The sequence below is a fragment of the Microvirga mediterraneensis genome (genome assembly GCF_013520865.1).
Classification (GTDB): Bacteria; Pseudomonadota; Alphaproteobacteria; order Rhizobiales; family Beijerinckiaceae; genus Microvirga; species Microvirga mediterraneensis.
This window is the reverse complement of the sequence record NZ_JACDXJ010000001.1, coordinates 3,913,068-3,938,799: the sequence shown is the minus strand read 5'-3', so window position 1 is coordinate 3,938,799 and position 25,732 is coordinate 3,913,068. Positions and strand designations below refer to the sequence as shown.

Below are 25,732 nucleotides of genomic sequence, written 5' to 3'. Positions count from 1 at the left end.
TGTCATTGCGCTGCGACGGACGCGGCGTTCTTCTTGGCCAAATAGGCATCGATCTTGGCCGCAGCGTCAACCGGCACATGCAGCCCGAGCTTGGAGCGCCGCCAGAGGATATCCTCGGCCGTGCGCGCCCATTCACGGCGCACCAGATAATCGACTTCCGCCGCCGTCAGCCCCGCGCCGAAATCCTCGCCGAGATCGGCCATGGATTTCGCCGAGCCGAGGAGCTCTTCCATCCTGGTGCCGTAGGCGCGGGCCAGGCGATGGGCGAGGGGCTCGGGCAGGAAGGGCCAGCGCTGGCGCACGGTGGCGAAGAAGCGGTCGAAATCCGCATCCGGCATGTCTCCGCCCGGCATCTTGGCGTCTTCCGTCCAGGCCGGCTTCATGTTGGGGAAGAAAGGCTTCAGCTCCTCGAGGGCATGCTCGGCGAGCTTGCGGAAGGTGGTGATCTTGCCGCCGAAGATCGACAGGACCGGCGCCCCGCCCTGCGGTGCGTCCAGGTCGAACACATAGTCGCGCGTGACCGCGGAGGCGTTGCTCGATCCGTCGTCGAAGAGCGGGCGCACGCCGGAATAGGTCCAGACCACGTCGGCGGGCGTGACCTGCTTCTTGAAGAAGTGGTTCACGACGTTGCAGAGATACTGGATCTCGTCCTGGCTGATCTCGACCTTCTTGTCGGGCACCGACTCGACCGGGATGTCCGTGGTGCCGATCAGGGTGAACTTCTCCTGATAGGGGATCGCGAAGACGATCCGCTTGTCCGTGTTCTGGAGAATGAAGGCTTCCTTGGTGTCGAAGAGCTTCGGCACCACGATGTGGCTGCCCTTCACCAGGCGCACGCTCTTGGTGGTGTTGAGCCCGAGCTTGGCGTTGAGGACGTCGGCCACGAAAGGACCGCCCGCATTGACGATGACCTTCGCCCGCACCTCCTGGGATTCGCCGGTCGTCACGTTCTGCAGGGTGGCCACCCATGTGTCGCCGTCTCGGCGTGCGGAGACGAGCTTGGTGCGGACCCGGATGTCGGCGCCCTTCTCGAAGGCGTCGATGGCGTTGAGGGCCACCATGCGGCTGTCCTCGACCCAGCAGTCGGAATAGACGAAGGCCGTGTCGAAGCCGGGCTTCAGCGCCTGGCCAGCCGGGTGGCGGGTGAGCTTGATCCCTTCCGTTCCCGGCAGCTTCTTGCGCGGCGCGAGATGGTCGTACATGAACAGGCCGAGGCGCACGAACCAGGCCGGGCGGATCCCCTTCTCGTGCGGCAGGATGAAGCGCAGGGGCCAGATGATGTGGGGCGCGGAGTTGAGCAGGCGCTCGCGTTCGAAGAGCGCCTCGCGCACCAGCCGGAACTCGTAATATTCCAGGTAGCGCAGGCCGCCATGGATCAGCTTCGTCGATGCGGAGGAGGTGTAGCCGGCCAGATCGCCCTGCTCGCAGAGCACGACCGAAAGGCCCCGGCCCACAGCATCGCGCGCGATGCCCGCGCCGTTGATGCCGCCGCCTACAATCAGAAGATCAGTCACTGTGGTCACGAAACGCGTCTTTCTTCAGAACCAAGCCATTCTACTGCTCAGCAAATGAGTTCTTTAGCCGTCTAAGGCAAGTGAATTCTCCGGCTTTTCATGAGCCTTTTGAAACACCAGCACAAGCACGAAGAAACCGAGCGCGAGAAGGGACATCCCTAAGCAGAGAGCGATGACGGCCGTATAACCGCCCCACCAGGCCCAGAGAGCCCCAAAAATGAACGGGGCCGCCGCCGTCGTGAGGCGGACGGGCATGGCGATCATCCCCTGAACCGTGCCGTAGCTCTCGCGGCCGAACAGCTCCGACGGGAGCAGGGCGCGCACGATGGTCATCATCCCGTTCGAGGCCCCAAAGAGCACGGCGAAGACCACGACCAGCCAGAAGCCCGCCGGGGTGAAGGGGAGGATGGCGAAGGCGAGGGCCCCCAGGGTCAGCACGATGACGCCGAGGCCCTTCATGCCGAAGGCGCGCTCCCCGAACGCCATGCCGAACCGTCCCGCCACCTGGGCCGGCCCGATCAGGGAGAAAGCGAACACGGCCATCTCCAGCGTAAACCCCTTCTCGACGAGAAGCGGAATCAGGTGGATCGGCAGGCCTGCGGCAATCACCCCCTGCAGAACGGAGGAGGCGACGAAGCACCAGAAGGAGGCGCGCCGGAGAACCCATCGGGCATTCGCCGGGCGAGGATGGCTCGGTCCGCCTTCGGAATGGAGCAGCTTTTTCGGAGGCGCGCTCGGGATCATGAGCGCATGCAGGGCCGCGCAGATGAAGATGTTGAAGCCGGCCAGGACCAGGAGCGCGCTTCGCCAGCCCAGGTGCTCGATCAGCACATGCGTGAGCGGGATGAAGACCGTGCTGGCAAAGCCTCCCACCAGGGTCATGAAGGTGATCCCCCGGCGGGCCATGAAGCCGAGCCTGCGGGTCAGGACCGCGAAGCCCGGCTCGTAGAACACCGTGCTCATGGTGATCCCCATGGCGATCCAGATCAGCACGAAGGCGGCGTAGCTCCCGACCCAGGACCAGAACACCAGAAGGAGCCCGGCGAGAAGGGAGCCGCCCGTCATCACCGCGCGGCCGTAGCCGAGGTCGATGAGCCGTCCCACGGGCACGGCGCAGAAGGCCGAGGTTCCCAAGGCAAGGGAATAGGCGGCCATCATTTCCGACTTGCCCCAGCCGAGTTCCCGGCTCATCGGATCGACGAACAGGGCGAAGGCATAGAAAATCGTGCCGTAGGAGATCAGCACATTCAGCGAGAGAGCGGAAACGAAGGCCCAGGGCATGCGGGCGGGGGCGGACATGGATCTATTCTTAAGCCCGTTGGGATGCCGATGTCAGCCCTTGAGGTTGACGGATAGGTCATAAACCTCCATATGCACATCAGGCGACGGCGCTCGACCATCGAGACGCTTGAGCGGGACTGCGTGACGGATAATCGCGAAACGGCGAAGACCCCGGTCCCCTTCTTCAATCGCTCAACCATACGACGGCCCCATCACGCGGGCTCTCGCCTCAAGAGCCCTGAAGCGCCTTGTGCTTTAAGCCGAACCTGCTTTGCGGCTCACCGCATCCGTTCGAAAGATACACTTTGACCCTCTTTACCGATTTCGGATTGGCCCAGCCGATCCTGAAGGCCCTGTCTGCCGAAGGCTACGAGAAGCCCACGCCGATCCAGGCCCAGACCATTCCCTATGCCATGGAAGGCCGCGACGTCTGCGGCATCGCCCAGACCGGCACCGGCAAGACGGCCGCCTTCGCGCTGCCGATCCTGCATCGCCTGGACGCGAATCCGAAGCCGCGCAAGCCGAAGAGCCCGCGCGTCCTCGTGCTCAGCCCGACCCGCGAGCTGTCCGGCCAGATCGCCGACAGCTTCAAGGCCTACGGCCGCAACCTGCGCCTTTCCACCGAGGTGGTGTTCGGCGGCGTCACCATCTCCCGCCAGGAGAAGGCGCTGGCGCAGGGCGTCGACGTGCTCGTCGCCACGCCCGGCCGCCTGATCGACCTCGTGGACCGCCGGGCCCTGTCCCTGCGCGACATCGAGATCCTCGTCCTCGACGAGGCCGACCAGATGCTCGACCTCGGCTTCATCCATGCGTTGAAGCGCATCGTGACCCTGCTGCCGAAGGATCGCCAGAGCCTGTTCTTCTCGGCCACCATGCCGAAGACGATCTCGACGCTGGCCGATTCCTTCCTGCGCGATCCGGCCCACGTGGCCGTCACCCCGGTGGCGACCACCGCCGAGCGCGTCGAGCAGAGCGTGATCTTCGTTCAGACGAACCGCAAGCAGGTCCTGCTCGAAACGCTCCTGCGCGACCCGTCCATCGACCGCGTCCTCGTCTTCACCCGCACCAAGCACGGCGCGGACAAGGTGGTGCGCGGCCTCGACAAGGCCGGCATCGCCGGGGCTGCGATTCACGGCAACAAGTCCCAGCCGCAGCGCGAGCGCGCCCTTGCGGGCTTTCGTGACGGCTCCTGCCGGGTGCTCGTGGCGACCGACATCGCCGCGCGCGGCATCGACGTCGAGGGCGTGACGCACGTCATCAACTACGACCTGCCGAACGTGCCGGAATCCTATGTCCACCGCATCGGCCGCACGGCCCGCGCCGGTGCGACCGGCCTTGCGATCTCGTTCTGCAACGACGAGGAGAAGGCCTACCTGAAGGACATCGAGAAGCTGACGCGCCTCAAGGTTCCGGTCATGCCTCTCCCCGAGGGACTGCCCGCCGCTCCTCCCGCGTCCGAGGCTGGCGAGCGTCGCGAGCCGCAGCGCGGTCGTCCGGCTCCCCATGCCCGCGGGCACCAGGGCCACGGCCAGCCGCGCAACGCCGATCCGAACGCCGAGCGCGGCCCCAAGCGCCGTCGCGGTCGCGGCGGCAAGCCGGGCGGCAACGCCCAGCCGCAGGGCGGCCAACCGGCCGGGAACCAGCAGAGGTCCGCACAGGCCCCGCGCCCGGCCCAGGGACAGCGTCCCGCGCAGGCACAGCGTGCCCCGCAGGGCCAGCGCCCCGCTGCTCAGGGAAAGCCTGCTTCGGGCCGTCAGGACGGTCGCCGCGGGGATGGCGCCCAGGTGGCCTGGCTCGAAAAGAGCCCCCGCCGCCGGTAAGGCACACTCATCGGAAAAGGCGCCTTCGGGCGCCTTTTTTCGTAAACCAGCAGCCTCATCCAACCTCCATGGAGACATCACCTGATGGCCAAACGGGCCGGAAGCGCCGATCTGCCGCTCCATAGCGGCCATGTGCCGAAATGGCTGGCCGATCGGATGACGCGCCTCGGCGGCGTGATGAGCGAGGCCATCGTGCATCACTATGGCCGCGACGAGCTGCTGCGCCGGCTCGCCCATCCGTTCTGGTTCCAGTCGTTCGGGGCCGTGATGGGGATGGATTGGCACTCCTCCGGAATCACCACCAGCGTCATCGGGGCCCTGAAGCGCGGGCTTGCACCCCTGTCGAAGGAACTCGGGATCCATGTCTGCGGCGGACGGGGAAAGCACTCACGGCAGACGCCTCATGAGCTGATCGCCATCGGCGGCCGCGTCGGCTTCGATGGGGCGGCCCTGGCCGATGCCAGCCGATTGGTGGCGAAGGTCGACAGCGCGGCGATCCAGGACGGGTTCGACCTCTATCTCCACGGCTTCATCGTCACGGATGACGGCAAGTGGGCCGTGGTCCAGCAGGGGATGAACGATGCGAGCCGGCAGGCGCGCCGCTATCACTGGCTGTCGGAAGATCTCGAAAGTTTCGTCGACGAGCCGCATTCGGCCATCGACGGTAAAGGGCAGGGCACCATCGTCAACCTCACCGACCGGCGGGCGGAAGCCTCGCGGAAGGCGCAGATCGCGATCCTGGATAGCCTGGGGCCGGACAACATTGCCCGCAAATTCCTTGCGCTCGAAGAACGTGAGGCGGAAGCTCCACCTTCGCCCAGCCTTCAGCCCCTGCTGCCGCACCTCGTGATGCCGGAGCACCACGATGTGCGCGCCAAGGACGTGGTGCTGCGGCGGCTGCACGGGACCCTCGCGGCGGCCGCCGACCGGGGACCGGCGGATTTCCCGGACCTGCTGATGACGCCGGGCGTCGGTCCGCGAACCGTGCAGGCTCTCGCCTTGGTGGCGGAAGTGGTCCATGGCACGCCCTGCCGCTTCAGCGACCCGGCCCGCTTTTCCTTCGCCCATGGCGGCAAGGACCGGCACCCCTATCCGGTGCCGGTGAAGGTCTATGACGAGACCATCCGCGTGCTGAAATCAGCCGTCCAGAAGGCGAAGCTCGGGCAGCAGGAGGAGCTTTTCGCCTTGAAGCGGCTCGACGATCAGGCGCGCGCGCTCGAACGCCACGCCACGGGCCCGACGGTGGAGGAGCACATCCGCCAGGAGCGAGCCAAGTCGCATTCCTACGGCGGCCGCTCCATCTTCGGAGACGAGCCGCCGCCGGACGAAACGGCTTAGCGCCGGGCTTTCTGAAGAAGGCTCTTGTCGAGCATCACGTGGACGCCCTTGTTGCCGTTGACGACCTGCGTGATGCGCAGGTCGGCCGCGAGGCTGCACAGGGCATAGGCCTCCGCCTTGGTGATTTCGGTGCGGGCGACGATCAGGTCGATCATGCTGCGCAGCGCGATGACGACGCAATCGTCGAGATCCGGATCGAACGCCATGGTCATCACATGCGTCGGCGTCTCGGCCATGGGCCAGGTCAGATGCATATCATCGCGCAGGTGCAGCTCGAAGGTGCCGATCAGGCCGGTCTCGATGGCCGTGACGCAGACCTCGCCGTCGCCCTGGACTCCGTGTCCGTCGCCGACGGAGAAGAGGGCGCCTTCGTGATGGACCGGCAGGTAGAGAATCGTGCCGGCCACAAGCTCCTTGTTGTCGAGATTGCCGCCGTTGCGGCGCGGCGGCAGGGTGTTCACGCTGCCCCAGGCGGCGGGCGGCGCCACCGCCATCACCCCGAAGAAGGGCTTCAGGGGCAGCTCCAGGCCCCAGGGCAGCCGACCCGTCATCCGCTCCCGGTCGAGCGGGATGGTCATGAAGTGCATCTCGTCGAAATCGTCCGGCAGGGCGCCTTTCTGCGGGGCCGAATAGGTGAAGCCCCAGTCGTAATGCAGCGCGATGTCCTTGATGCGGACTTCGAGAACCTGACCGGCCTTAGCGCCCCGGACGGCAACCGGGCCGGTGCAGATATGGCCCGGCAGCTTCGGCTTGTGGGCCGCATGGATATCCGTCAGCGCCTGCGGGACCGCGAAGGGCTCCTTCGGCATCGCCTCCGGTCCGCCCGATACGGTCGAGATCGTGACCGTGTCGCCGGAATCGACCGTCAGCAGAGATTTCAGGTTCGCGTCGAAATAACCCCAGTGAATGGTCTCCGGGGAAGCATCAATCCGGTAATCGGCCACGAAACACCTCTGAACTCACTGTCGATCCCGGATGTCTCGCATTCCGCTGCGTGAAGGACAACACGCCTTCCGGCTAATGATACGGATCCGCCGCGTCGCGCAGCCCGTCGCCCATGAAGTTGAAGGCCAGCACAACGATCACCACGGGCACCATCGGAAAGAGCAGCCAGGGATGCAGCTGCACGGCCGCGAGGTTCTGCGCCTCGTTGAGCAGCACGCCCCAGCTCGTCACGGGCGGGCGCAGGCCGAGGCCGAGGAAGGAGAGGGCGGTCTCGCCGAGGATCATGGACGGGATCGAGAGCGTCGCCGAGGCGATCAGGTGGCTCATGAAGTTCGGGATGAGGTGGCGGGCGATGATGCGCTGCTTGGAGGCGCCCATCAGCTCCGCGGCCTTCACGAAATCCTCCTCGCGCAGCGACAGGAGCTTGGAGCGCACGGCGCGCGCGAGTCCCGGCCAGTCGAGCAGGCCGAGGATGATCGTAATGCCGAAGAACACCAGGATCGGGCTCCAGTTCGCCGGCAGGGCGGCGGAGAGCGCGAGCCACAGGGGCAGCTCCGGCAGGGATCGCAGGATCTCGATCATACGCTGGATCACGTGATCGACCCAGCCGCCGAGATAGCCGGCAAGCCCGCCGAAGAAGAGGCCGAGCGCGAACGACACGGCGATTCCGACGATGCCGATGGTGAGCGAGATCCGCGCCCCGTAGATGATGCGCGAGAGCAGGTCGCGTCCGAGCCGGTCGGTGCCGAGCAGGAACATCGTGCCGTCTTCCGGAGGGCAGACCAGGTGGACGTTCATCTCCCACATGCCCCAGAACTGATAGGCATCGCCCCGGCAGAGGAAGCGGATGGGTTGCGGCTTCGATCTGTCGGGTGTGTAGACGCGCCGGAAGCTCTCCAGGTCGAAGCTGTAGGTGTATGGATAGGTGAAGGGCCCGACGAAGCGGCCCTCGTGCATCAGATGGATCGCCTGCGGCGGCGCATAGAGGAAGTCGCCGTGGCGCTTCGTCTGGTTGTAGGGCGCGACGACCTCCACGAAGGGCACGAGAAGGTAGAAGGCGAGCAGCACGAAAGCCGCCGCCACCGCCACCTTGTGGCGGCGGAACTTCCACCACATCAGCTGCCAGGACGAGGCGCGGTAGAAGCTTTCGCTTTCGGCCCCGACCGGCTCGGTCCTGCCCGGATCGAAAGGCGCGGGGTCGACGTAGTGGCGCTTGGAGGAAAGAGCCGTGTTCATCGTCCGCCTCCCATCCGGATCCGCGGATCGAGCCAGGCCAGCAGAAGATCGGATATCAGCATGCCGACGACGGTCAGCACCGCGACGAACATCAGGATGAAGCCGGCGAGGAACTGATCCTGGCTTTTCAGCGCGCTCAACAGGATCGGGCCTACGGTCGGCAGGCTCAGGACCAGGGAGACCAGAACCGACCCGGAGACCAGATGCGGCAGCAGGTTGCCGATATCGGCGATGAAGGGGTTGAGCGACATGCGGAAGGGATATTTCAGCAAGGCCCTGGTGGGCTCGAGCCCCTTTGCTTTCGCCGTCACGTAATATTGCTTGCCGAGCTCATCGAGCAGGTTCGCGCGCATGCGCCGGATCATGGCCGCCGTTCCGCCGAGGCCGATCACGACGGTCGGGACAACGAGATGCGAGAGCAGGGATTGCGTCTTGGCCCAGGTCCAGGGCTCGCCCGCATATTGCGCGTCGTAAAGCCCGCCGATGGAAATGCCGAACCAGCGGTTCATGTAATAGAGCATGATCAGCGCGAGCAGGAAACTCGGGGTCGCAAGCCCGATATAGCCGATGAAGGTGGCGAGATAGTCGCCGACGGAATATTGCCGCGTTGCCGAATAGATCGCGATGGGAATGGACACCACGTGGATGAAGATCACCACCGCGAGGTTGACCAGAAGCGTCAGCCACAGGGCGTCGCCGATCACGTCCACCACCGGCTTATCGTACTCGAAGGACCAGCCCCAATCGCCCTGCAGCAGGCCGGAAAAGCCGTTCGGACCGGGCATGACGCCGATCCAGACCAGATATTGCTGCCAGGCGGGCTTATCGAGCCCGTATTGCTTGATGAGGAATTCGGCTTTCGCGATGGAGGCGGATTCACCCTGCGCCCTCAGTTCGGCGATCTGATTGGTCAGGAAGTCGCCCGGCGGCAGCTTGATGATGAAGAAGACCAGGGCCGAAATGATCAGCAGGGTCACCGCCATGGTGACGAAGCGACGCAACAGGAAACGGATCATCGACGGGCCTCTTTGCGGGCGGCTTTGTTCCAGTGGATTTCATCCAGGCGATAGATGCCCAGCATGGCCGTCGGCTCCCAGCTGTAGAGCTCCTTGGCCGGCAGTCCCTGCAAGCCGTTGCGGACGACGATGGGCTGCAGGGCGCCGGAGATGGTGCCGATGGCCCATTGGTTCTCCGCATGATTGCGCAGCATCTCGCTCCAGACGTTCCGTTGTACATCCCGGTTCCCGGTACCCATCCAGGTCTCGTAGAGATCGAGGAGGCGCCGGGCTTCGGGGATGTCGACCTTCTCCCCGTTCTTGCCTTTGGTCTCGACGTGCTGACCCCATTTCGGCCAAGCGTAATTGTCCTGGCGCATGGGGGCGAATTCCGTCGGCGGCATGATCGCCGTGGGGATCGCGTTGTCGAGGCCGGGCGCTGCCACCATGACGGTCAGCCCGGCATAGGAGCGGTTGCGCAGCACCGTGCGGTCCTGGGGCTTCACGAAGAGCCTCACGCCGATCTCGCGCCAGAATTCGCCGATCAGGGTCAGGCCGTCGACCACGAGGCTGCTCTCGCCGTCGGTTTCGACGATGATCTCCAGCTCGCGCCCATCGGGAAGCAGGCGGATGCCGGCGCCGTTGCGTTTCGTCAGGCCGATCTCGTCGAGGAGGCGCGAGGCCTCCGCCGGGTCGTACCCGGCATTCATCGTGCGCAGCTCCTCCTTGAAGAGCGGGCTTTCCGACACGATGGTGTTGTTGCCCTCGGTGCCGAGTCCGAAGAGCAGCGCGTTGTTCAGCGTCTTGCGGTCGATGCCGAGCGACAGGGCGCGGCGGAAGCGAACGTCCCGGTTGAGCTGGCGCCAAGCCGGATCCACGGTGTTCAGATTGGGATAGAGCGCAAGCTCGGTGCCCCGGGCATAGGGCCAGAGCAGGGTCTTGTAGCCCTTCGCCTTCTCGCCTTCCTTCAGGACCGGGATGTCGCTCATGGAGAGGCCGCGGAACAGAAGGTCGACCTCCCCCGCGTTGGCCTTGGCGGCGAAGAGACCGGGAGCCGAGACGTCCATGATGAGCCGGTCGACATAAGGCAGCTGCTGTCCCTGGTTGTCGACGCGGTGGTAATAAGGATTGCGCTCGAAGATGAAGCGGTTGGCCGGGGCGGCGTTCATCACGCGCCAGGCCATGAGGGTGGGCAGGGTCGGGTTGGTCTGCTCCTTCATGTCGTCCATGCGGTTGTGCAGGGCCGCCCAGGATTTCAGCTTCTGCTGCTTCGCCTTCTCTTCGAGAGCGGCCTTGTCGGCATATTTGGCGTGGAACTGCTTGAGGTAGGCGGAAGCCCGGTAGATGCCGGGATCGAGCGGCCCGGCCAGTTGCGGCAGGAAGCGCGGATTGGGCTTGTCCCAGGTGTATCGCACCGTCCGTTCGTCGAGGACCTCGAAGCGCGGGGGCTTGCCGTCCACCATCATGAATTCCGGCGGCCCGGCCGGCGAGAGGTCCTGGTTCTGGGCTACATCCTCCCAGTAATAGCGGAAATCCTCCGCCGTGAAGGGCGATCCGTCGGACCAGCGGTGTCCTTCCCGCAGGGTAAACGTGAAGACCCGATCGTCCTCGTTCTCGTACTTCTCCAGGAGATCCGGCTGAAGCTGGAGGTCCTGGTCATAGCCGACGAGGCGGGTATAGGCGAAGGTCGAGATGTATCGTATGTCGCGCGGCCGCGGCACCAGGGTCACGACGTCGCCGCCGTACTGACCGGCGGAATTGACCACGATGGGGGTTTTCGGAAGCCGATCCGCCAGGGGGGGCAGCTTCTTCTCCTTCACCTGCTCGGCAAGGAACGGGGCGTCCTTGAAATCCTGGGCCATGACGGGCAGCGCCAGCAATCCGAGCGCGAAGGCAAGGGCGAACTTCTGTGTTCGGGATTTGAGCGGCATCACGCAGCCTCCCGGGCTGTCAGCTGCCCCATGCGAACCTTATGGCCCGGTTCGATCTCTTTCATCACGCCGAATTCGCCGGGCTTGATGCGGAAAGGCTCGGGCCATTCCGACGGCTGCGAGAAGCGGCCGCTCCGCAGCTTGGCGAAGTCCAGCGGCCGGTCGATGTCCGGATCCGGCACGGCGGCGAGCAAGGCCTGCGTATAGGGATGGACCGGGTTGCGGAAGAGGGAGGATTTCGGCGCCTCCTCGACGATGTAGCCCCGGCACATGACCGCGATCGTGTCGGCGATGTAGTCCACGACCGCGAGGTTGTGGGAGACGAAGAGGTACGACAATCCGAGCGCCGATTGCAGGTCCTTGAGCAGGTTGAGGACCTGGGCCTGAACGGATACGTCCAGGGCGGACACCGGCTCGTCGCAGAGCAGCACGCGCGGCTCGAGGGCGAGCGCCCGCGCGATGCCGAGGCGCTGGCGCTGGCCGCCGGAGAAGGAATGCGGATAGCGTCTCAACGCGCGCTGATCGAGCCCCACCATGTCGAGGAGCTGCTTCACCCGCGCATAGCGCTCGTCGGAAGTGCCGATGTTGTGGATGCGCAGAGGCTCGGTGAGAAGTTCATAGACCGTCATGCGCGGATTGAGGGACGAGAACGGGTCCTGGAAGATGAACTGCACGGAGCGTCGATAGGTGGTCAGCGCGTCGCCTTCCAGTTTGTGCACATCCTTCGGCCCTGTGCCGTCGTCGAACAGCACCCGGCCCGAATTGGGCGTGAGCGCACGCATGATCATCTTGGACACGGTGGTCTTGCCGCATCCGGATTCGCCCACGAGCCCCAGGGTCTTGCCGACGGGAAGAGACAGGTCGACCTCGCTGACGGCGCGGATCTCCTGGGTCTTGCCGGAGAACCAGCCCGACCGGAGGGTGAAGCATTTCGTGAGATGCTCGGCCTTCAGGATCGGCCCCTTCGGCTGGATCCGCTCCGGCGCCGAGGCCGAGGTGAGCGTTGCGCTCGTGACTTCGCGGATCGGCGTCAGGCGCTCGTTCTCCGCCATGGCGAAGCGCGGAACGGCGCGCATGAGCGCCTGAAGATAGGGATGCTGCGCGTTGCGGAAGATATTCTCCCGGGAGCCGGCCTCCATGACCCTCCCCCGATACATCACCACCACCTCGTCGGCCACGTTGGCCACGACGCCGAGGTCGTGCGTGATGAGCAAAACCGACATGCCGGTCTCGCCCTGAAGTTCCTTGATGAGGTCCAGGATCTGCGCCTGCGTGGTTACGTCGAGCGCCGTCGTGGGCTCGTCGGCGATCAGGAGGGCCGGGCGGGTGATGAGCGCCATGGCGATCATGGCGCGCTGGCGCAGGCCTCCGGAGAGTTCGAACGGGTAGGTCTTCAGTGCCCGCTTCGGATCGGGGAAGCCGACCCGGGCGAGCACCTCCATGGTCCGCTGGTTCGCCTTGGCCTGATCCACATCCGCGTGGATCATCAGCGCCTCGGAGATCTGGTCGCCGATGGTGTGGAGCGGGGACAAGGACGTCATCGGCTCCTGGAAGATCATGGCGATGCGCCCGCCGCGCAGGGCATGCATGGCGTCGCTCTCGGGCTGGAGGGCGGCGATGTCGATGGTGCCGCCATTCGCGGGATCGTCGAACACGATGGATCCCCCCGTGATGCGGGCCTTCTTCGACAGGATCTGGAGGATGGCCTGCGCCGTCACCGATTTGCCCGATCCGGACTCTCCGACGAGGGCTACCGTCTTCCCTTTAGGAATGTCGAATGTCAGCCCGTCGACGGCCCGGAAGTTTCCGGCATCGGTGTTGAAGTCAACTGTCAGCTGGCGAACCGACAGGAGTGGCGCTTCCATATGCTCCTCCCAGGAACTATGAGCATAACGCATCAGTCCCCATTTGATCTCAATTGTGATCTTGTTTCCAATCCGAAACACGCATCGGGGCACAAAAAACCTATGCCCCGCACGGCTAGGCGGGCGATAAGCCTTTCGCATAACGCCCAGATGACGTCGTCATGAACGAGATGGTGGGTCAGGAACCCGATCGGCTCCTCGGGGTCTGCAACGCCGGCCACGCGCCTCTCGACCGCTCCGGCGAGAGCGGCCACGATCAGCGCCGGATCGGCGAGGCTTCTCGTGCCGTGCCAGTCGATGGGATCCACATGGGTGTTGACCTGGACAAGGCCCGGCGCGGGCTGGGCGTTCTTCCTGTCCGTGAAGGTGGATAGTCCCCGGAAGCCCAGGTCCGTCAGGCCTGGGACGAGATCCCGGGAGATCCTGTTCCAGGGCGGCACGAAGACGGGCAGAAGCCGCGACCCGAGATGCTCCCGCGCCACATGCAGAGCCCGCTCCGCCTCCGTCGCCATGCGATCGAGAGCACGGTGAGGACCGAACTCGGCCTTCTTCTCGCCGGCTGGCGCATGGTCGGCATGGCTCCAGCCGTGCACGAGGGCGAAGACCTTCGGCTCTTCCGCCAATCGCTTCGCGAGCGAGGCTTCGATGCCTTCGGGAATAACCGCGAGGCCGATTCCGGCATCGTAACGGCGTGCGAGACCGAGAAGCCGGTCGAGCTGGGGCGTATCGGCCACCGCATCGTCGTCGCGCCACCAGAAGCGAACGGGAATGCCCCGTTCCCGGGCCTGGTCCAGCGCCCGATCGAGGGACGACCAGTCGATAGTCCTGTGGAGCGCAGGGCTCGACGACACGAGGCTTTCGGCGATGGCGACCGTCCGCATGGCTCCATCCAGGGCGATGGCTGGAGTTGGGGAGGAGGGACGCGCCAGTCCGCGTCGGATGGCATCGGCCAGACGTCGCGGCGAGAGCGCTGCTTCGGGCACGATCTCGGCAAGGCCCCGCGCCGCCAGGCGCTCGGCGCGCAGACGCTGCTCCGTCTCGCTGCCGGCTTCGAACGGGACGAGAACCGATGGCACTCCGCAGCGCAGGAGGTCGACAACCGTGTTGTACCCGGCCTGGCTCACGGAAACCTCCGCCCCGGAGAGCAGGGCGCGGAAATCGGGCCGCGCCCGCTCCACGGTCACGTGGGCCGGTGCGCTCTCCTGAAGGGCAAGGAACTCGGTGTCCGCCACTCCCCTGCCGACGAGGATGCGCCAGGGGCGATCCGCGAAATCCTGCGCCGCCGCGAGGGCCGCGCGGTAGAGCGGCAGGCTTGCGGCGCTCGATCCGCCGGAGACGACGATGCCATGCCGACGGTTCACCGGTACGGAATCGTCGTTCTCGTCCACATAGCCGGTATAGCGGATGAGCGGCCTGATCCGCTCATCCAGGGGCCATGAGGCCTCCAGCGGCGCGAGTTCCGGATCGCCATGGACAAGAACTGCGTCGTAGTCGCGAAGCACGCGCTCATGGGTCTCGGCGAGGCGCGACGCCTTGGAGGAGGCGACCAGGATGTCCCGGATCGAGGATAGTACCAGCGGACGCGGGCTCATGCGGCGGGCGGCATCGAGCAGAGTGGAGAACTCATCCGCCAGGACGCGGCGGCCGAAAGGAAAAAGCTCGGTGATCAGAAGATCGGGCCGGGCCGTTTTCAGGGTGTCGAGCAGAAGGACTCGGCGCCTTTCGAGATAGGCCTCATCCACGGGCGCGAGATCATCGCCGAGCAGCGTCTTGAAATCGGTTCCGACGGTCCGCACGGGCGGCAGCTGAACGAAGGTGACATTCTCCAGATCGGTCAGTCGGGCAGGGCTGCCGCCCGACACGAGTGTCGCCGTATGCCCCTTTCGCGCAAAAGCCCGCGCCAGGGCTGCGGCCCTGGTGAGATGACCTGCGCCCAGAAGATGCGTGACGGCGATCAAAACGCGTAAACTCATTTTTACACTCTACCCCGTCAGGCCTTGCAGCGCATTGCGCAAGCGCAATGCGGCATGACCGAGGTCACGTTCCTGTTCGACGAAACGGGATGCGTTGGCGCCGAAGGTCCCAAGACGCTCCCGGTCCTGCAGGAGACCGCTCATGGAACCGGCGAAAGCCGCGATGTCGCCGGGCGACGTCAGGAGTCCGGTCTCGCCGTTCCGCACCACGCTGGCAACGCCCCCATAGGCGCCCGCAACGACCGCGCAGCCGAGGGCCTGAGCCTCGAGCAGCACCATGCCGTAGGCCTCGTTCACGGCAGGCCAGACGAAGAGATCGGCCGCCCGATAGAGGGCTGCCAGATCGGCCTTGCACTCGACCTGTCCGTGGAGCCGGACGCGGTTCTGCATCGACGAGAACAGCCGCGCGATCTCGTCCCGCGCTTCGCCGTCCCCGACGATGTCGAGAGACCAGGGCAGGTGCAGGAGACGCCCCAGGGCGGCCGCGAGAATGCGATAGGAAGCGAGCTTGTCGCCCTCCCGCATCATTGCCACCGTGAGAAGGCGTGGTTCGGGCGCTCGCGACGGGCGGGAGCCCGACAGGGGCCATTCCTCAAGATCCAGGAACGGCGGCAGGTCCACCAGAGCCTGATGTGAGGGCCTCGCGGTCTCCAGGGCCTCCCGGTCAACGGGCGTCATGCTGAAGATCACGTCGGCGCGGTCGAGAGCCGCTTGCGCGCCTTCGTGCCCGAGCGCCCAGGGTCCTTGCGCACGCCTGGATGCTCGCGATCCTTCCGCAATGACATAGGGGATGCCGAGTGCCTCCGCGACATGCGGGCCGATCCAGTCGGGCGCCTTGTAATAGACGTGGTAGGTGAACCACAGGCAGGGGCGGCTGTCCCCGGGCAGTGCCGTGTAGCGTGCGATGAGGCGGTCAGCCTCTTCCAGCGATTCGGCTCGGAGCCTCTCCTGTCGCTGCCGGTCGCCCGCCTTGTCGAGGGTTCGCACTTCGCTGGTGAGACAGGGCGAATAGCCGGCCCGGTCGAGCGCCTTCATCGTCAGGCGGGCCATGGTTCGGTCGCCCGAGGGAAGCGGATGGTTCGGGCTCTTCAAGGGGGCATAGAACGCAACTGGCCTCGCGTTTTTCACACCCGCTCCGGTTCTTTCCTGGCGTTGTCCGTCACGGCCCGGAGGCGATCCTCCAGAACGTCGATCCCGCCCTCCATGGAGAAGTCCCGCCGCAGGCGCGCGAAGGCGGCGGCGCCGAGCGCATCGCGCTGAGCCGGGTCGCGGGCCAGGAGGTTGAGCGCGTTGGACAGGGCCGCCCAATCGCCCGGCGGCACGAGTACGCCTTCCACGTCGTTGCGGATGAATTCCGGAATGCCGGCGAAGTCCGTCGCCACGATGGCGAGGCCCTGGCTGGCCGCTTCCATGATCACGTTGGGAAGGCCGTCCCGGTCGCCCGACTTCGCCTCCTTCGACGGCAGGACGAAGAGGTCCGCCTCCCGCAGGAGCGCGATGATGTCGGGCTGCGCCTTCGAGCCGAGAAACGCCACCTTGTCGGCGATACCGGCCTCCTGGGCCTGCTTCTTCAGGCTGTTCAGGAGTTCGCCGCCGCCCACATGGGCGAAGCGCCAATGGAGGTCCTGAGGCAGGGCGGCGAGCGCCTGGATGAGATCGCCGAAACCCTTCTTCGCCACGGCTCGCCCGACGGACACGATCCTGACCGGATCGAGCGGGTCGGAGCCGTCCCTGGCGGGGCGGCTTTCGGGAGCTGCCGGAAAACGGGAGAGATCGAGGCCGTGATAGACGAGCGCCACCTTGTCGGGCCGCGACAGGGATTGGAGATTTCCGGCCCCCTGCGCCGTGCAGGTCACGCCCCAGAGCGCTTCCTCCATTTTCTCGCGCTTTTCCCAGTCGGGCGTCGTCCAGATATCCTTGGCATGGGCCGAGAAGGTCCAGCTCCGGCCCGTCAGCAGGGCCGCATAGCGGACGACGGACGCGGGCGTGTGGAGATAATGCACATGCAGGTGCCGCACCTCCTCCGGCATCTCGCGCGCCATCACGAAGGCCTGGCCGAGGCGGCGCACGCGGTTCGCGGTGAAATCACGCTTCAGATCGCGCCAGAAGGCCCGGATGGTCGGCCCGAAACCTTTCCGGCCCAAGCTCCAGAAGGCGCCGCGCAGGACGCGCAAGGGCTCCTCGTAAAGATATTCGGGCAGATAGGAGACCCGCGCCTTGATCGCCTTGTGCATGGGATGCACGGCCCGTTCCGTCGGGTGCCGGAGGGACCAGATCTCGAGCGCGAGGCCGCGCTGCTCGAGAGCCAGGATTTCCTGGGCGATGAAGGTTTCGGAGAGGCGCGGGTAGCCTTTCACCACGATGGCGATGCGTCGGGCTGTCTTGGAGGGAAGCATATGTACGGTTACTCGGCCGCCTGATGATACGCGGTGGCAAACGGTGCCCTGGAGGCTGTGAGTGCCTTCAGGCGATCCTGCACCCTGTCGAGACCGTCGAGAAGGCCGGGGACGATCACCTCCGACGGGCGGGGCTGGGACGACAAGGCGCGCAAGGCCGCCGCCATGCGCTCGGGTGTTCGCGGTTCCTTGTAGTCGCTCAGCATGCTCACAAGCCCGAGCCGCTTGCCCTCGACGGCGCGGATGTACTGCTCGAGACGGGGCTTCGTGCGCGGCACGATCAGGGTCCGCTTGTCGAAGGACAGGGCCTCGCAGAAGGTGTTGTACCCACCCATGGCCACGATGGCGTCCGCCTTCTTCATCAGCCATTCGATCTTGTTGTCGAAGGACATCACGTCGAGTTTCGGCTGCCGGGCGATGCGCTCCACGAAGGATCGGCGCTTGTCCCTGTCGATGAAGGGGCCGAACAGGATGAGGGCGGGCTGTTCGAGCGCCGCGTCCGCCTCATAGGCCGAGATCACCCAGTCGATCAGGTCGTCCCCGTCGCCGCCGCCGCCCGTGGTCACAAGGATGAAGGGCTGCTTCGTGATCTTGGGATATTTGGTGAGGGACGGGGTCGGCGGCACGTCCCGGCGCAGGTAGCCGGTATAGGTGATGCGCTCTTCCACGTAAGAAGGCAGGTCCAGGGCCTTGAGAGGCTGGTAGACGTCCTTGAGGCCGTAGACCCAGATCTCGTCGTAGTAGCGGGTCAGGGCATCCTTGGCCCCTTTGCGCTCCCATTCGGGGACGAGAAGCGCGGGCTCGTCCATCACGTCGCGAATCCCGAGAACGAGGCGGCAGCCGGCAGCCTTGAGGTAGTCGAGCGCCGGCACGACCTCGCCGCGGAAGCCCGTGGGTTCCTTGTCGACAATGAATATGTCCGGCCTGAAAGCCTTGGCGGCCTGAAGAATAAGGGCTTGGCGCAGGCCCACGGCCTCGTCCAGCTCGATGTTGAGGTTGAGGCTGCGGTAATCCCCGTCCGGCAGCTTCGTGACCCCCGGGATGCGAATGTAGTCGACGCCGCTGTCGAACTCGAAATTGCCGATGACGGGCGATCCCGAGATGATGACGATCGAGGTGTCCGGCCGGTCCTGCACGATGGCGTTGGCGATCGCCCTCGACCGGCGCAGATGCCCGAGGCCAAAGGTGTCATGGCTGTAGATCAGGACCCGCGTTCCACGGGTGCCCTCGGCCTGCGCCGAGACAGAACCTGCGTCCTGATCGTAATCCATTGCCAGGTCTGCCATGCGGCTGCCCCTACGGTCAGGCGACGAGGGCGATTGACGACCCATCGGCCTTCTCTACCTACTAAGGTCCCTATCGATCAAATAAGGCGCTGCCCGAGATCGGAAAGAGGTTCATCCAGGCGTATAGAAGTGGTAACCCTACGGCAATGGAAAAGAGCCTCTTCAGGTACATTTGGACACATTCCAGGCGTGACCAGCTGATCGTTTGCGCGGTCGTGCTCGCTTCGCTGCCGTTTTACTTCATGTCCCTGGATCTGCCTCGGCAGATCGTGAACCAGGCCATCCAGGGTGAGGCTTTCAGGGACGGCAATTCCACCGCCACTTTCCTCCATCTCAGCTATGCGTGGCCGAAATGGCTGGGCGGCGGCACCCTGGAGATCTTCGAAGGGTTCCAGGTGGGCCGGCTGGGGCTTCTGTTCGGTCTCTCGACCCTGTTTCTGTTCTTCGTCGTCGTCAACGGGGCGTTCAAGTACTGGATCAACGTCGCCAAGGGCATCCTGGGCGAGCGCATGCTGAGGCGCATGCGCTTCGACCTGTTCTCCATGGTGCTCCGCTTCACCCCGGACGCCCTGCGCAACGTGAAATCCTCCGAGACGGCGACGATCATCAAGGATGAGGTCGAACCCATCGGCGGCTTCATCGGGGATGCCTTCATCACCCCGATTTTCCTGGGGATGCAGGCCATCACGGCCCTCGTCTTCATCATGATCCAGAACGTCTGGCTCGGCCTGATCGCACTGGCGGTGATCGCCGTGCAGTTCACCATCATTCCACGGCTTCGGCGAGAGCTGCTCCGCCTGGGAAAGCAGCGGCAGCTGGAATCGAGGCAGTTGGCAGGTCGCATCGCCGAGGTCCAGGACGGCATCGAGGTCGTTCACGTCCACAACGCCTACAACTGGGAACGGGCCGAGATCGGGCATCGTCTGTTCAATCTCTTCTCCGTCCGGCTGAAGATCTATAACCGGAAGTTCTTCGTCAAATCGCTCAACAATTTCCTGGCGCAGCTGACGCCGTTCTTCTTCTACGCCATCGGCGGCTATTTCGCCCTGCGCGGCACCCTCGACATCGGTCAGCTCGTGGCCGTCATCGGGGCCTATCGGGAGCTGCCTCCGCCCCTGAAGGAGCTGATCGACTGGGACCAGCAGCGTCTCGACGTCCAGGTGAAATACGATCAGGTCACCCAGCATTTCGCCGAGGAGCGGCTCGTGCCCCTGCATGAGGCCCGCGAGGCGGCCGAGGAGGACATGCCCCTGACGGGTCCCCTGCTTGCCGAGGACATCCGCGTCGCCGGCATCCATGGCGACATGATCATCGAGGGTGGGACCTTCGCGGTGGACCTGCCTGCGAGCGTTGCCCTGATTTCCAACGGCGGCGCCGCGGCCAGCATGCTCGCGCGCATCGTCGCCCGGCGTACCTCGGAGTTCAGCGGCCAGATCCGCATCGGCGAGCGTGATCTGATGCAACTCCCCGTTCCGGTGGTCGGGCGACGGATCGCCTATGCGGGCGTCGATCCCATCCTCTTCCCCGGCAGCATTCGCGACAACCTGATCTACGGCCTTCGCTCGAAGCCGTTGGGCAGGATCGAGGAGGAGAAGCGGGAGATGGATCGCCGGATCGCCGAGGCGATCCGGACGGGAAACCCGGTCGAGAGCATTGCCGATCAATGGGTGGATTACGAGCGGATCGGCGCGCGGGACGAGAGCGATCTCGACCGCATTCTCCTCGATCTGCTGGACCGGATCGGCATGGGCGACACGATCTACCTGTTCGGGCTGGCGGGGCGGATCGATCCCGAGCGCCACACGGCTCTCGCCGAGCGCGTGGTCGAAGCCCGGCATCGCCTGCGCGAGACGTTCCAGTCGAACGGCATGGCCGATCTGGTCGAACCCTTCGACCCGGAGCGATACAACAGCCAGGCCACCATCGCCGAGAACCTTCTCTTCGGAGTCCCGATCTCGGACGAGTTCAAGGGCCGCAATCTGGCCGAGAACGGCCAGTTCCGCAGCGCCATCGACCGGGCCGGGCTGACCGACGATCTCGTCCGCATGGGCCTGCAGATCGCCGAGACCATGACCGAGATCTTCGAGGGGCTGCCCCCCGGCCATTCGCTGTTCGAGCAGTTCTCCTTCATCGGCGCCGAGGAACTGTCGGAATTCGCCGCGATCCTGCGCCGGCAGGCGCGGGGCGAGGGCAACTTGAAGCGGGAGGACCGCACCCGGCTTCTGGCTCTCCCGCTCGCCTATATCGAAGCCCGGCACCGCCTCGGCCTCCTCGACGAACAGCTGATGGCCCGGATCGTAGAGGCGCGGGGCCGCGTCCGGGAGGTCCTCACGAACTCCGCGTCGGAGGGGGTGGAATTCTACGATCCCGAGCACTTCTGCGCGGCGGCGCCCTTGCGGGACAACCTCCTGTTCGGACGCGTCAGCTATCAGGTCGCCAATGCCCGCGTTCGGGTGACCGAGGCCGTCGCGACGGTGGTCCGCGAACTCGACCTGGTGGAGGATATCGAGCGGATCGGCCTCGATTATCAGGTCGGCACGGCCGGGCGGCTCCTGTCGCCCCAGGAGCGGGCGAGCGTCAATCTCGTGCGCTGCCTCGTGAAACGCCCGGATATTCTCGTGATCGACGGGGCGTTCGCCCCCTTCGACGAGGCGCGCAGCCAGCAAATGCTCGAATTGCTGCTGGAGCTTCTCGATCAACAAAGCCTGTTCATGGTCCTTCCGAATGATCGACAGGCAGGCTCTTTCGATGTTCAGTTGCGCTTCCGTGACGGACAAATCATTACAGAAAAGACGGCCGCTCCGGCCCTCGGGTCCGCCAGACCCGAGCCGGACGCCGCCCAGAGAGTAGCAGGAGAGGTGGCATGACCCTTGAAACAGAGGTTCAGTCCTTGCGGCAGGTGCCGATGTTTCGGGATGTGGATCCGGCCCGCCTGAAGCTTCTCGCCTTCACGAGCGAGCGGGTGCAGTTCTCCGGCGGGCAGCGCTTCTTCTCGCAGGGGGATCCCTCCGACGCCGCTTACGTGATCCTCGACGGCCGGGCGAACGTTCTCCTCAACACGCCGGGCGGCGACATCCAGGTGGCCGAGCTGGGGAGCAATGCTCTCGTCGGCGAAATGGGCATTCTCTCGGACACGCCGCGCTCCGCCACGATCATGGCGGCCGAACCGACGACGGCCCTGCGAATCGACAAGAGGGTCTTTCTCGAGCTTCTGGCCCAGTTTCCCCAGATGTCCCTGGCGATCATGCGAGAGCTGGCAAAGCGCCTCGAGCGGACCAATGCGCAGCTTGTCGCACAATCCTCATCCTAAATTTCCAGGCAATCCTTGAGATTTTTAGGGGAAAACCCTGCTTAAGGTTAGCAAAATCCTACCTCTAATGGCCAAGCTGACCGATTCTCGTCACATCTACCCGTCAACCCTTGTCCCAGAATGACACAAGGGAAGGCCCGACCGTCAGGGCGGGCTGTTGCGGGATAAGTGATGATGAGTAACGCGAGAACGCTGCTGTGCGCGGTTCCGCAGCCTGTTGCGGATGTGCGCAAGCCCGGACGTCGCCGCCGTTTTCTTCAGCTGACCGTGACCGCGGGCCTGCTCATGGGCCTCCAGGGCTTCTCCGCCGGACCGGCGGCCGTTGCGACCCTGCCGAGCGCGCTCATGGCTCGGCCGGCCGCAGCCTCGGCGCCGCAGCCGGTCACCACCGGTTCCCTCATCACGGCCTCGATGGATTTCACCCCGAAGCTGATGAAGGACCCGAGCCTCTTCAAGGCTATCCTCGACGGCGCATTTTCCTTCAGGAAGCCGCATGCGGCGAAACCGGCGCCCCATGAGATGCAGGACGAGGCTGCCGGCGACCCGGATGAGCTGATTCCCTTCAACGGGCGCAATGTCCCCCGCTGGCTCGTGCATTCCATCCTCAAGGCCGCCCATGTGACCGGCGTCGATCCGGTCTACATGATGACCCTGGCCGATGTGGAATCGAGCCTTTCGCCCGAAGCCAAGGCGCCGACCTCGTCGGCTCAGGGGCTGTTCCAGTTCATCGACCGCACCTGGCTCGAGATCGTGCAGCTCCACGCCGCCGATTACGGCTTCGCCGCCGCCGCCGAGGCGATCAAGACCGTGGACGGCGATCCGGTCGTCGGCGACCGGGACCGCGCCTGGATCATGAACCTGCGCACGGACCCGTATTTCTCCGCCCTCATGGCCGGAGAGCTGATCAAGGACGTGGAGCGCGCCCTCCAGGCCCAGGGCGAGCGGGAGCTGGCCGAGGCGGAACTCTATCTCGCTCACTTCCTGGGGGCCTCCAGCGCCGTCCGGTTCCTCGAGGTCCTCGACCAGGACCCGAACATGAAGGCCTCCAAGCTCTTCCCGAAGGCCGCGAAGGCCAATGCCGGGCTGTTCATGGAAGGCAAGGGCCGCAAGCGCCGTCCGGTGAGCGTCGCCGAACTCTACAACAAGATCGATTCGAAGATCGTCCGCCGCCTCGACCGCTACGAGGGCATCGGACCTTATCTCGCCGAGATCTCCCGTCAGAGCGAGGAGCGGACATCCGAGGCGGCCGCTCTCGTCCAGTAAGGGCGGCCCTGCCGGAGGTCACCCGATCGCGCTGATCGCCGACGATGCCGAGGTGGGAAGCGAGCGGGTGTGGACGAAATCGTCCTTGGCCAGGTAGGTCAGCTCCTGCGGCGTGGAGGGCCGCCCGAGAACCGGATTCCGGTGCGGGAAGCGGCCGAACCGGGAGATGATGTCGAAGCGGGTCCGGGCCTGATTGAGGGAGAAAAGCCAGACCGGCTTGAGAGCCGCGGGGGCCTCGTCGAGGGCGCGCTCGGCGATGGCGACGACGCGCTTCATCCGAACCCCATGATCCGGCCCCTCCGCATGGACGAGGGGCAGGAGGTAGAAGAATTTTTCATACGGGGACGTGAGGTCGTCGTAGTGCCCGTTTCCGAATCCCTCCTCGGCCATCCCCAAGGCATCCTGGTCCGACGAATAGGCTTGCGGCGTCCCCGCGAACAGGCTGCGGGGGAACTGGTCCAGAACGATGATCAGAGACAGCCGTCCCGGCGGCGTGGCGCGCCAATGGTCGAGCTGGCCGCTCCTGGCCGCGTGAACCAGGGGGGCGAAAGGGGGCAGTTCCGCTTGAACGCCGCCGTGCAGCCACCAGGCCATCATCTCCCAGTGAGCCGCGATGCCGGAACGCGACAGGTCGACCGGAAACCAGAAATCATGGACCCTGCGCCAATCCAGCTGAGACGACATCCGCTCCTCCTTGAAGGATCCCGATGTTATCCAGTGTGCAATTGCCGTGCTGTGCTTGGAAGCACCTGACGGACGGGTTCGTCGAGGAATGACGTGAGCCGTGATCTGTGTCTCGGAGGCGGCAGTGAATTCGCGTCCGCCCTCTGACGGGGCAGGGATTGACGAGGCTGCCGCTCAAAAGCGGTCTGGATTGCCTAGAAGGCCTTGAACGTGATGATCGTATGCGTATCGGCGATTTCGGGGATGACCTGCACGTTCTCCGCGATGAAATGGCCGATATCGACCCCGTCATCCACGTGGAACTTGGCGAGAATGTCGTAATTGCCGGCCGTCGAGTAGATCTCGGATGCGATCTCCCGGTCGGCGAGAGCGTTCGCGACGGCGTAGGTCTTACCGAGCTTGCATTTGATCTCGACGAAGAAGGTCTGCATGGGAAGCTCCGGGGGCGTCTGGAATGTCTCAGTCCGAGACATATGGCATGGGACCGGACCGGTGAGAACCTCCGGTCCGATCCTGAGGTGTGTCATCCCCGGCCGACGCTCACATAGGTGAAGCCGTGGCGGCGCATCTCCTCCGGGCGATAGACGTTGCGCAGGTCCACCACCACCGGAGCCGCCAGCAAAGCCCTCAGGCGGGGAAGATCGAGCGCCCGGAACGTGTCCCATTCGGTCACGAGCACGAGCGCATCCGCCCCGCGGGCGCAGTCATAGGCGTCCCGGGCATAGTGCACGTCCGGCAGGACCGCCCTGGCGGCCGCCATGCCCTCGGGATCGTAGGCCCGCACCTGGGCGCCCGCATCCTGCAGGGCGGTGATCACGTCGATGGAGGGCGCGTCGCGCATGTCGTCGGTGTTCGGCTTGAAGGTCAGGCCGAGCACCGCCACGGTCTTGCCCCGCACGGAGCCGCCGCAGGCGGCGATCACCTTGCGCCCCATGGCGCGCTTGCGCTGGCTGTTGACCGCCGCCACCGTCTCGACGATGCGGATCGGCGCCTCGTAATCCTGCGCCGTTTTGATCAGGGCCAGCGTGTCCTTGGGGAAGCACGAGCCGCCATAGCCCGGACCGGCATGCAGGAACTTCGCCCCGATGCGGTTGTCGAGCCCGATGCCCCTGGCCACGTCCTGCACGTTGGCGCCCACCTGCTCGCACAGGTCGGCGATTTCGTTGATGAAGGTGATCTTGGTCGCCAGGAACGCGTTGGCGGCGTATTTCGTCAGCTCCGCCGTGCGCCGGGACATGACGAGCAGGGGCGACTGGTTGAGATAGAGCGGGCGGTAGAGATCGGTCATCACCCCCTTGGCGCGCTCGTCCTCGGTGCCCACCACGATGCGGTCCGGGCGCTTGAAATCGGCGATGGCCGCGCCCTCGCGCAGGAATTCCGGGTTGGACACCACGGCGAAATCCGCATCGGGGCGGACTTCGCAGATGATGCGTTCGACCTCGTCGCCGGTGCCCACCGGCACGGTCGATTTGGTCACGATGACGGTGTAGCCGTCCATGGCGGCGGCGATGTCGCGGGCGGCCTGATAGACGTAGGAGAGGTCGGCATGGCCGTCGCCGCGGCGGGACGGGGTGCCGACCGCGATGAAGACCGCCTCGGCATTCCGGACCGCCGACGACAGGTCGGTGGTGAAGGTGAGGCGCTCCTCGCGCACGTTCTTGGCGACCAGTTCGGCCAGGCCCGGCTCGAAGATGGGGATCTCGCCGCGGTTGAGGGCCTCGATCTTGGCCGGATCCTTGTCGACGCAGCAGACCTCGTGGCCGAAATCCGCAAAGCAGGCGCCGGAGACCAGGCCCACATAGCCTGCTCCGATCATCGCGACACGCATCGAGAGCTCCCAGTTTGTTCGGACCTTGGGTTTAGAGTGACGGGAGCCCCGCAGCAACCCACAGCCG

At 65.3% G+C, this 25,732-nt stretch carries 19 protein-coding genes; 5 read left to right on the top strand and 14 right to left on the bottom strand.

Annotation, left to right across the window (positions count from 1 at the left end; genetic code table 11):
* Positions 1–2: 2 nt before the first annotated feature.
* Positions 3–1,523, bottom strand: coding sequence for a glycerol-3-phosphate dehydrogenase (locus H0S73_RS18725; protein ID WP_181053569.1), 1,521 nt, complete (start codon positions 1,521–1,523; stop codon positions 3–5).
* A 54-nt stretch (positions 1,524–1,577) separates the two neighbouring features.
* The gene (locus tag H0S73_RS18720) at positions 1,578–2,813 is read right to left on the bottom strand and encodes an MFS transporter (protein ID WP_181053568.1); all 1,236 of its coding nucleotides are present in this window, start codon (positions 2,811–2,813) and stop codon (positions 1,578–1,580) included.
* Positions 2,814–3,100: 287 nt separating this feature from the next.
* Between H0S73_RS18720 and H0S73_RS18715 the strand changes: the two genes are divergently transcribed.
* Both H0S73_RS18715 and H0S73_RS18710 read left to right on the top strand, forming a co-directional pair.
* Complete coding sequence (locus tag H0S73_RS18715; protein ID WP_181053567.1) at positions 3,101–4,615, top strand: DEAD/DEAH box helicase; 1,515 nt, start codon at positions 3,101–3,103, stop codon at positions 4,613–4,615.
* Between the two features lie 84 nt (positions 4,616–4,699).
* Positions 4,700–5,953: a DUF763 domain-containing protein gene (locus H0S73_RS18710; protein WP_181053566.1), complete on the top strand. Its 1,254-nt coding sequence runs from the start codon at positions 4,700–4,702 to the stop codon at positions 5,951–5,953.
* On the opposite strand, the gene H0S73_RS18705 is transcribed toward H0S73_RS18710, so the two are convergent.
* The 9 genes from H0S73_RS18705 to H0S73_RS18665 form a co-directional block, all read right to left on the bottom strand.
* Complete coding sequence (locus H0S73_RS18705; RefSeq protein ID WP_181053565.1) at positions 5,950–6,897, bottom strand: acetamidase/formamidase family protein; 948 nt, start codon at positions 6,895–6,897, stop codon at positions 5,950–5,952. The genes H0S73_RS18710 and H0S73_RS18705 overlap by 4 nt on opposite strands.
* A 73-nt stretch (positions 6,898–6,970) precedes the next feature.
* A complete protein-coding gene (locus H0S73_RS18700; protein WP_181053564.1) occupies positions 6,971–8,134 on the bottom strand; it encodes an ABC transporter permease in 1,164 nt (387 codons plus the stop codon).
* The gene (locus H0S73_RS18695; RefSeq protein ID WP_181053563.1) at positions 8,131–9,150 is read right to left on the bottom strand and encodes an ABC transporter permease; all 1,020 of its coding nucleotides are present in this window, start codon (positions 9,148–9,150) and stop codon (positions 8,131–8,133) included. Before H0S73_RS18695 ends, H0S73_RS18700 begins: the two co-directional genes overlap by 4 nt.
* Positions 9,147–11,060, bottom strand: a complete 1,914-nt coding sequence (locus tag H0S73_RS18690) for an ABC transporter substrate-binding protein (RefSeq protein ID WP_181053562.1) — start codon at positions 11,058–11,060, stop codon at positions 9,147–9,149. Before H0S73_RS18690 ends, H0S73_RS18695 begins: the two co-directional genes overlap by 4 nt.
* Positions 11,060–12,925 (bottom strand): ABC transporter ATP-binding protein, encoded by a 1,866-nt coding sequence (locus H0S73_RS18685; RefSeq protein WP_181053561.1) that lies wholly within the window; start codon positions 12,923–12,925, stop codon positions 11,060–11,062. The genes H0S73_RS18690 and H0S73_RS18685 overlap by 1 nt, the downstream gene beginning before the upstream one ends.
* 32 nt (positions 12,926–12,957) lie before the next feature.
* Positions 12,958–14,898 (bottom strand): glycosyltransferase, encoded by a 1,941-nt coding sequence (locus tag H0S73_RS18680; RefSeq protein WP_181053560.1) that lies wholly within the window; start codon positions 14,896–14,898, stop codon positions 12,958–12,960.
* Between the two features lie 9 nt (positions 14,899–14,907).
* Complete coding sequence (locus H0S73_RS18675; protein WP_246389082.1) at positions 14,908–15,948, bottom strand: glycosyltransferase family 4 protein; 1,041 nt, start codon at positions 15,946–15,948, stop codon at positions 14,908–14,910.
* A gap of 74 nt (positions 15,949–16,022) precedes the next feature.
* Complete coding sequence (locus tag H0S73_RS18670; protein ID WP_181053558.1) at positions 16,023–17,294, bottom strand: glycosyltransferase family 4 protein; 1,272 nt, start codon at positions 17,292–17,294, stop codon at positions 16,023–16,025.
* Positions 17,295–17,302: 8 nt separating this feature from the next.
* Complete coding sequence (locus H0S73_RS18665) at positions 17,303–18,580, bottom strand: glycosyltransferase family protein (protein WP_181053557.1); 1,278 nt, start codon at positions 18,578–18,580, stop codon at positions 17,303–17,305.
* 242 nt (positions 18,581–18,822) lie between these two features.
* On the opposite strand from H0S73_RS18665, the gene H0S73_RS18660 reads away from it, so the two are divergent.
* The 3 genes from H0S73_RS18660 to H0S73_RS18650 all read left to right on the top strand — a co-directional run bounded on the left by H0S73_RS18660 (position 18,823) and on the right by H0S73_RS18650 (position 23,153).
* Entirely contained in the window at positions 18,823–21,447 is a 2,625-nt protein-coding gene (locus H0S73_RS18660) for an ABC transporter ATP-binding protein/permease (protein WP_246389080.1), read from the top strand.
* A complete protein-coding gene (locus H0S73_RS18655) occupies positions 21,444–21,890 on the top strand; it encodes a Crp/Fnr family transcriptional regulator (RefSeq protein ID WP_152712473.1) in 447 nt (148 codons plus the stop codon). Before H0S73_RS18660 ends, H0S73_RS18655 begins: the two co-directional genes overlap by 4 nt.
* Positions 21,891–22,064: 174 nt before the next feature.
* The gene (locus tag H0S73_RS18650; protein ID WP_181053555.1) at positions 22,065–23,153 is read left to right on the top strand and encodes a transglycosylase SLT domain-containing protein; all 1,089 of its coding nucleotides are present in this window, start codon (positions 22,065–22,067) and stop codon (positions 23,151–23,153) included.
* 18 nt (positions 23,154–23,171) lie between these two features.
* Here H0S73_RS18650 and H0S73_RS18645 read toward each other — a convergent pair whose 3' ends face one another.
* The 3 genes from H0S73_RS18645 to H0S73_RS18635 form a co-directional block, all read right to left on the bottom strand.
* Entirely contained in the window at positions 23,172–23,837 is a 666-nt protein-coding gene (locus H0S73_RS18645; RefSeq protein WP_181053554.1) for a DUF924 family protein, read from the bottom strand.
* Between the two features lie 194 nt (positions 23,838–24,031).
* A complete protein-coding gene (locus H0S73_RS18640; RefSeq protein WP_009494007.1) occupies positions 24,032–24,268 on the bottom strand; it encodes an Lrp/AsnC ligand binding domain-containing protein in 237 nt (78 codons plus the stop codon).
* 92 nt (positions 24,269–24,360) lie between these two features.
* Entirely contained in the window at positions 24,361–25,665 is a 1,305-nt protein-coding gene (locus tag H0S73_RS18635) for a UDP-glucose dehydrogenase family protein (protein ID WP_181053553.1), read from the bottom strand.
* Between the last annotated feature and the right edge of the window lie 67 nt (positions 25,666–25,732).

Coding starts and splice junctions, on each gene's coding strand:
- H0S73_RS18695 (WP_181053563.1), bottom strand. CDS start 9,150: ATGATCCGTTTCCTGTTGCGTCGCTTCGTCACCATGGCGGTGACCCTG.
- H0S73_RS18685 (WP_181053561.1), bottom strand. CDS start 12,925: ATGGAAGCGCCACTCCTGTCGGTTCGCCAGCTGACAGTTGACTTCAAC.
- H0S73_RS18700 (WP_181053564.1), bottom strand. CDS start 8,134: ATGAACACGGCTCTTTCCTCCAAGCGCCACTACGTCGACCCCGCGCCT.
- H0S73_RS18710 (WP_181053566.1), top strand. CDS start 4,700: ATGGCCAAACGGGCCGGAAGCGCCGATCTGCCGCTCCATAGCGGCCAT.
- H0S73_RS18655 (WP_152712473.1), top strand. CDS start 21,444: ATGACCCTTGAAACAGAGGTTCAGTCCTTGCGGCAGGTGCCGATGTTT.
- H0S73_RS18680 (WP_181053560.1), bottom strand. CDS start 14,898: ATGAGTTTACGCGTTTTGATCGCCGTCACGCATCTTCTGGGCGCAGGT.
- H0S73_RS18675 (WP_246389082.1), bottom strand. CDS start 15,948: ATGGCCCGCCTGACGATGAAGGCGCTCGACCGGGCCGGCTATTCGCCC.
- H0S73_RS18690 (WP_181053562.1), bottom strand. CDS start 11,060: ATGCCGCTCAAATCCCGAACACAGAAGTTCGCCCTTGCCTTCGCGCTC.
- H0S73_RS18640 (WP_009494007.1), bottom strand. CDS start 24,268: ATGCAGACCTTCTTCGTCGAGATCAAATGCAAGCTCGGTAAGACCTAC.
- H0S73_RS18720 (WP_181053568.1), bottom strand. CDS start 2,813: ATGTCCGCCCCCGCCCGCATGCCCTGGGCCTTCGTTTCCGCTCTCTCG.
- H0S73_RS18650 (WP_181053555.1), top strand. CDS start 22,065: ATGAGTAACGCGAGAACGCTGCTGTGCGCGGTTCCGCAGCCTGTTGCG.
- H0S73_RS18635 (WP_181053553.1), bottom strand. CDS start 25,665: ATGCGTGTCGCGATGATCGGAGCAGGCTATGTGGGCCTGGTCTCCGGC.
- H0S73_RS18645 (WP_181053554.1), bottom strand. CDS start 23,837: ATGTCGTCTCAGCTGGATTGGCGCAGGGTCCATGATTTCTGGTTTCCG.
- H0S73_RS18665 (WP_181053557.1), bottom strand. CDS start 18,580: ATGGCAGACCTGGCAATGGATTACGATCAGGACGCAGGTTCTGTCTCG.
- H0S73_RS18670 (WP_181053558.1), bottom strand. CDS start 17,294: ATGCTTCCCTCCAAGACAGCCCGACGCATCGCCATCGTGGTGAAAGGC.
- H0S73_RS18660 (WP_246389080.1), top strand. CDS start 18,823: ATGTCCCTGGATCTGCCTCGGCAGATCGTGAACCAGGCCATCCAGGGT.